The 4,032-nt window shown below is 67.5% G+C and carries 5 protein-coding genes; all 5 read left to right on the forward strand.

The genetic code is table 11. From position 1 onward, the window contains the following. On the forward strand, positions 1-355 hold a 355-nt coding region (minC, locus tag FKV25_RS07970; RefSeq protein WP_141518263.1), incomplete at its 5' end, for a septum site-determining protein MinC. A gap of 25 nt (positions 356-380) precedes the next feature. After that, positions 381-1,190 (forward strand): septum site-determining protein MinD, encoded by an 810-nt coding sequence (gene minD / locus FKV25_RS07975; RefSeq protein WP_141518264.1) that lies wholly within the window; start codon positions 381-383, stop codon positions 1,188-1,190. A gap of 2 nt (positions 1,191-1,192) precedes the next feature. After that, positions 1,193-1,453 carry a cell division topological specificity factor MinE gene (gene minE, locus FKV25_RS07980; protein WP_141518265.1) on the forward strand — a complete coding sequence of 87 codons (261 nt, stop codon included), beginning with the start codon at positions 1,193-1,195 and terminating at the stop codon, positions 1,451-1,453. A 50-nt stretch (positions 1,454-1,503) separates the two neighbouring features. After that, entirely contained in the window at positions 1,504-1,995 is a 492-nt protein-coding gene (locus FKV25_RS07985) for a hypothetical protein (protein WP_141518266.1), read from the forward strand. Positions 1,996-2,086: 91 nt separating this feature from the next. Next, positions 2,087-4,032, forward strand: a 1,946-nt coding sequence (locus tag FKV25_RS07990; RefSeq protein ID WP_141518267.1) for a M2 family metallopeptidase, incomplete at its 3' end; no start/stop codon positions are given.

A 4,032-nucleotide genomic window follows, 5' to 3' on the forward strand; every position in this document is an offset into this window, starting at 1 on the left:
CGCCACGACCGCGCCCGGCGGCGGCCAGCCCGGCAAGATCCAGTCCGCGCCGGTGCGTTCGGGCCAGCAGGTCTACGCCGACAACCGCGACCTCACCGTGCTTTCGCCGGTCGGCGCGGGCGCCGAGGTGATCGCCGATGGTTCGGTGCACATCTACGGGCCCCTGCGCGGCCGCGCACTGGCCGGCGCGCAGGGCAACGAGCAGGCCCGCATCTTCTGCCGTGAGTTCCATGCCGAGCTGGTGGCGATCGCCGGCCACTACCGGGTGCTGGAAGACATACCCTCCGACCTGCGCGGCAAGGCCGTGCAGGTCTGGCTGGAAGACCAACAACTAAAAATCGCGGCACTCGACTGATGCCGCTCCACCGGAGGATTTGAACTTGGCCGAAATCATCGTAGTCACGTCAGGCAAGGGCGGCGTCGGCAAGACCACCACCAGCGCCAGCCTCGCGTGTGGACTTGCCCGTCGTGGACACAAGGTGGCCGTCATCGACTTCGACGTCGGCCTGCGCAACCTCGACCTCATCATGGGGTGCGAGCGCCGCGTGGTGTACGACTTCGTCAACGTCGTCAACGGCGAGTCCACGCTCAAGCAGTCGATGATCAAGGACAAGCGCTTCGACAACCTCTACGTGCTGGCCGCCTCGCAGACCCGCGACAAGGACGCGCTGACGATGGAAGGCGTGGAGAAGGTCCTCAAGGAGATGTCCGACGAGGGCTTCGACTACATCGTCTGCGATTCCCCGGCCGGCATCGAGAAGGGCGCCTACCTGGCGATGTACTTCTCCGACCAGGCCGTCGTCGTGGTCAACCCGGAAGTCTCCTCGGTACGCGACTCCGACCGCATCCTGGGCCTGCTGTCGTCGAAGACGCGCAAGGCCGAGAACGGCGAGCGGGTCAAGGAGCACCTGCTGCTCACCCGCTACAGCCCCAAGCGGGTGGAAACCGGCGAAATGCTCAGCGTCGGCGACGTCGAGGAGATCCTGGGCCTGAAGACGATCGGCGTGATCCCCGAGTCCGGCGACGTGCTCAACGCCTCCAACAAGGGCGAGCCGGTCATCCTCGACACCGAATCCGATGCCGCCCAGGCCTATGACGACGCCGTCGCCCGCCTGCTCGGCGACACCCGCCCGATGCGCTTCACCCATGTCGAGAAGAAGGGCTTCTTCAGCAAGATGTTCGGAGGTTGATGATGGGACTGTTCGACTTCCTGCTGGCCAAGAAGCAGACGGCATCGGTCGCCAAGGACCGCTTGCGGATCATCGTCGCCCACGAGCGCGCCACGCGCGGGGGCCCGGACTACCTGCCGACCCTGCAGCGCGAGCTGCTGGAGGTGATCCGCAAGTACGTCAACGTCGACGCCGAGGCGGTCAAGGTCGACCTGATCGGCGATGGCGACAACAAAGTGCTGGATATCTCGGTCTCGCTGCCCGAGAACCCCGCCCAGGCCTGAGCCCCCGGCACGCGGCGCGCAGCCCGCCGCCGCGTGCCGCGCGTCCCGCGATGCTGACCCTCGCCGACATCGAACACGACGCCGTGGCGGCCCTGCTTGCGCGCTACGGACTGCGCCTGGCGCGGGTCGCCGACGGCATGCCCATCCCCGGCAGCTACTGGGGCGACTGCGAGGCCGGACTGATCGGCAGCACCGTGCATGCGCGTGGCGACACGCCCGTGCATTCACTGTTGCACGAGGCCTGCCACCTGATCGTGCTGCCGCCCGAACGCCGCGCGGCGGTCCACACCGACGCCACCGACTCCATCGAGGAGGAGGATGCCGTATGCGTGCTGCAGGCCCTGCTCGGCGACGCCCTGCCCGGGGTCGGGCGCGATCGCGTGCTGGCCGACATGGACGCCTGGGGCTACACCTTCCGGCTGGGCTCGGCGGCGGCGTATTTCGAACGCGATTCCGACGCCGCCTGGCGCTGGCTGCAGGCCCGTGGGCTGGTCGAGCTGCCGGCGCGCACGCTTGCCCCGCCCGCCCCGGCCCCGCCCTGACCCCACCGCGCGCACTTGCGCCACCCCGAAACGGCCTCTAGCCTTGCGTTTTCAGCGCATCGGCGCGATCCGTTCGAGGAGATCCCATCCCATGAAACCTGTCCGCGCCCTGCTCGCGCTCGGCATCACCGCGGCCGTCATCGGCCTGGCCGGCTGCAACAAGGAATCCGGCGACGCCGCCGGCACCGCCGGTTCGACCGCCCCCGGCGGCGAAACCGCCGACCAGTTCGTCGCCCGCGTCAACGACGAGATGCGTGCCATGTACCCGGAGATCACCTCCGCGCAGTGGATCGCCTCGACCTACATCAACAGCGACAGCCAGCTGATCTCGTCCAAGGCCAACGAACGCATGCTGACCCAGCTCAACAGCTGGATCGAACAGGCGAAGAAGTTCGAGGGCCAGGAGATGTCGCCGCAGACCGCGCGTGCCATCCAGATGTTGAAGCTGAGCACCTCGATGCCCGCCCCCCGTGACCCGGCCAAGCTCTCGGAGCTGACGAAGATCGCCGCCAGCATGGAGGCCATGTACGGCGAGGGCGAGTACTGCACCGGCGAGGGCGACGCGCGCGAGTGCCGCCAGCTCGGCGAGCTCGAGGACGTGCTGCGCAGCAACCGCGACTACGACGACCAGCTCGATGCCTGGCGCGGCTGGCACACGATCGCCCAGCCGATGCGCAAGGACTACACCCGCTTCGTGGAGCTGGTCAACGAAGGCGCCAAGGAGATGGGCTACGCCGATGCCGGCGAGATGTGGCGCTCGGGCTACGACATGACCCCGGCGGAGATCGCCGCCGAGACCGACCGTCTCTGGGGCCAGGTCAAGCCGCTCTACGAGCAGTTGCACTGCTACGCCCGTACCCGCCTGGACGCCAAGTACGGCGAGGACAAGGGCGAGGTCGCCGGACGCATGCTGCCGGCCCACCTGATGGGCAACATGTGGCAACAGGACTGGGGCAACCTGTGGGACATCCTGGCGCCCTACCGCAACGCCGGCAGCCTCGACATCACCGGTGCGCTCGAGGGCCAGTGGCAGCAGAACTTCGCCGCCGGGATGGCCCGGCACAAGGGCGAGCGCAACGCGTCCGACCTGGCCGAGATCGAGCATGGCGCCGACCTCGCCACCGCGCGCCAGATGACCGAGCGCGCCGAGGACTTCTACACCTCGCTGGGCATGCCCAAGCTGCCGGCGACGTACTGGGACAAGACCCAGTTCATCAAGCCTCGCGACCGCAACGTGGTCTGCCACGCCAGCGCCTGGCCGATGGACATGGCCGACGACGTGCGCACCAAGATGTGCATCAAGCCCAACGAGGAAGATTTCACCACGATCTACCACGAACTGGGCCACGTCTATTACTACCTGCTCTACAAGGACCAGCCGCCGATCTTCCAGACCGGCGCCCACGACGGCTTCCACGAAGCCATCGGCGACACCATCGTGCTGTCGATGACCCCGGAGTACCTGGAGTCGATCGGCCTGGTGGACGCGCAGCAGCAGAGCAAGGAGGCGTTGATCAACGCGCAGATGCGCATGGCCCTGGCCAAGGTCTCGTTCCTGCCGTTCGGGCTTATGATCGACCGCTGGCGCTGGGGCGTGTTCGACGGCTCGATCGCGCCGGGCGACTACAACAAGGCCTGGTGGGACCTGAAGGCCAAGTACCAGGGCGTCGCCCCGGTCGAGGCGCGCGGCGAGGAGTTCTTCGACCCGGGCGCGAAGTACCACGTGCCGGGCAACACCCCGTACACGCGCTACTTCCTGTCGCACGTGCTGCAGTTCCAGTTCTACAAGGCGCTGTGCGACGCCTCCGGCCATGAAGGTCCGCTTTACCAGTGCAGCTTCTACGGCAACAAGGCCGCGGGCGAGAAGTTCCAGGCCATGCTGGCCAAGGGCGCGAGCCAGCCTTGGCAGCAGACCCTCAAGGAGCTCACCGGCGGCGAGGGCATGGACGCCGGCGCGGTGCTGGAATACTTCGCGCCATTGCAGGACTGGCTGAAAGAACAGAACGAAGGCCAGACCTGCGGCTGGCAGGCCAGCGC

Origin of the sequence: Marilutibacter aestuarii (assembly GCF_006546775.1) — a bacterium.
GTDB lineage: Bacteria > Pseudomonadota > Gammaproteobacteria > Xanthomonadales > Xanthomonadaceae > Marilutibacter > Marilutibacter aestuarii.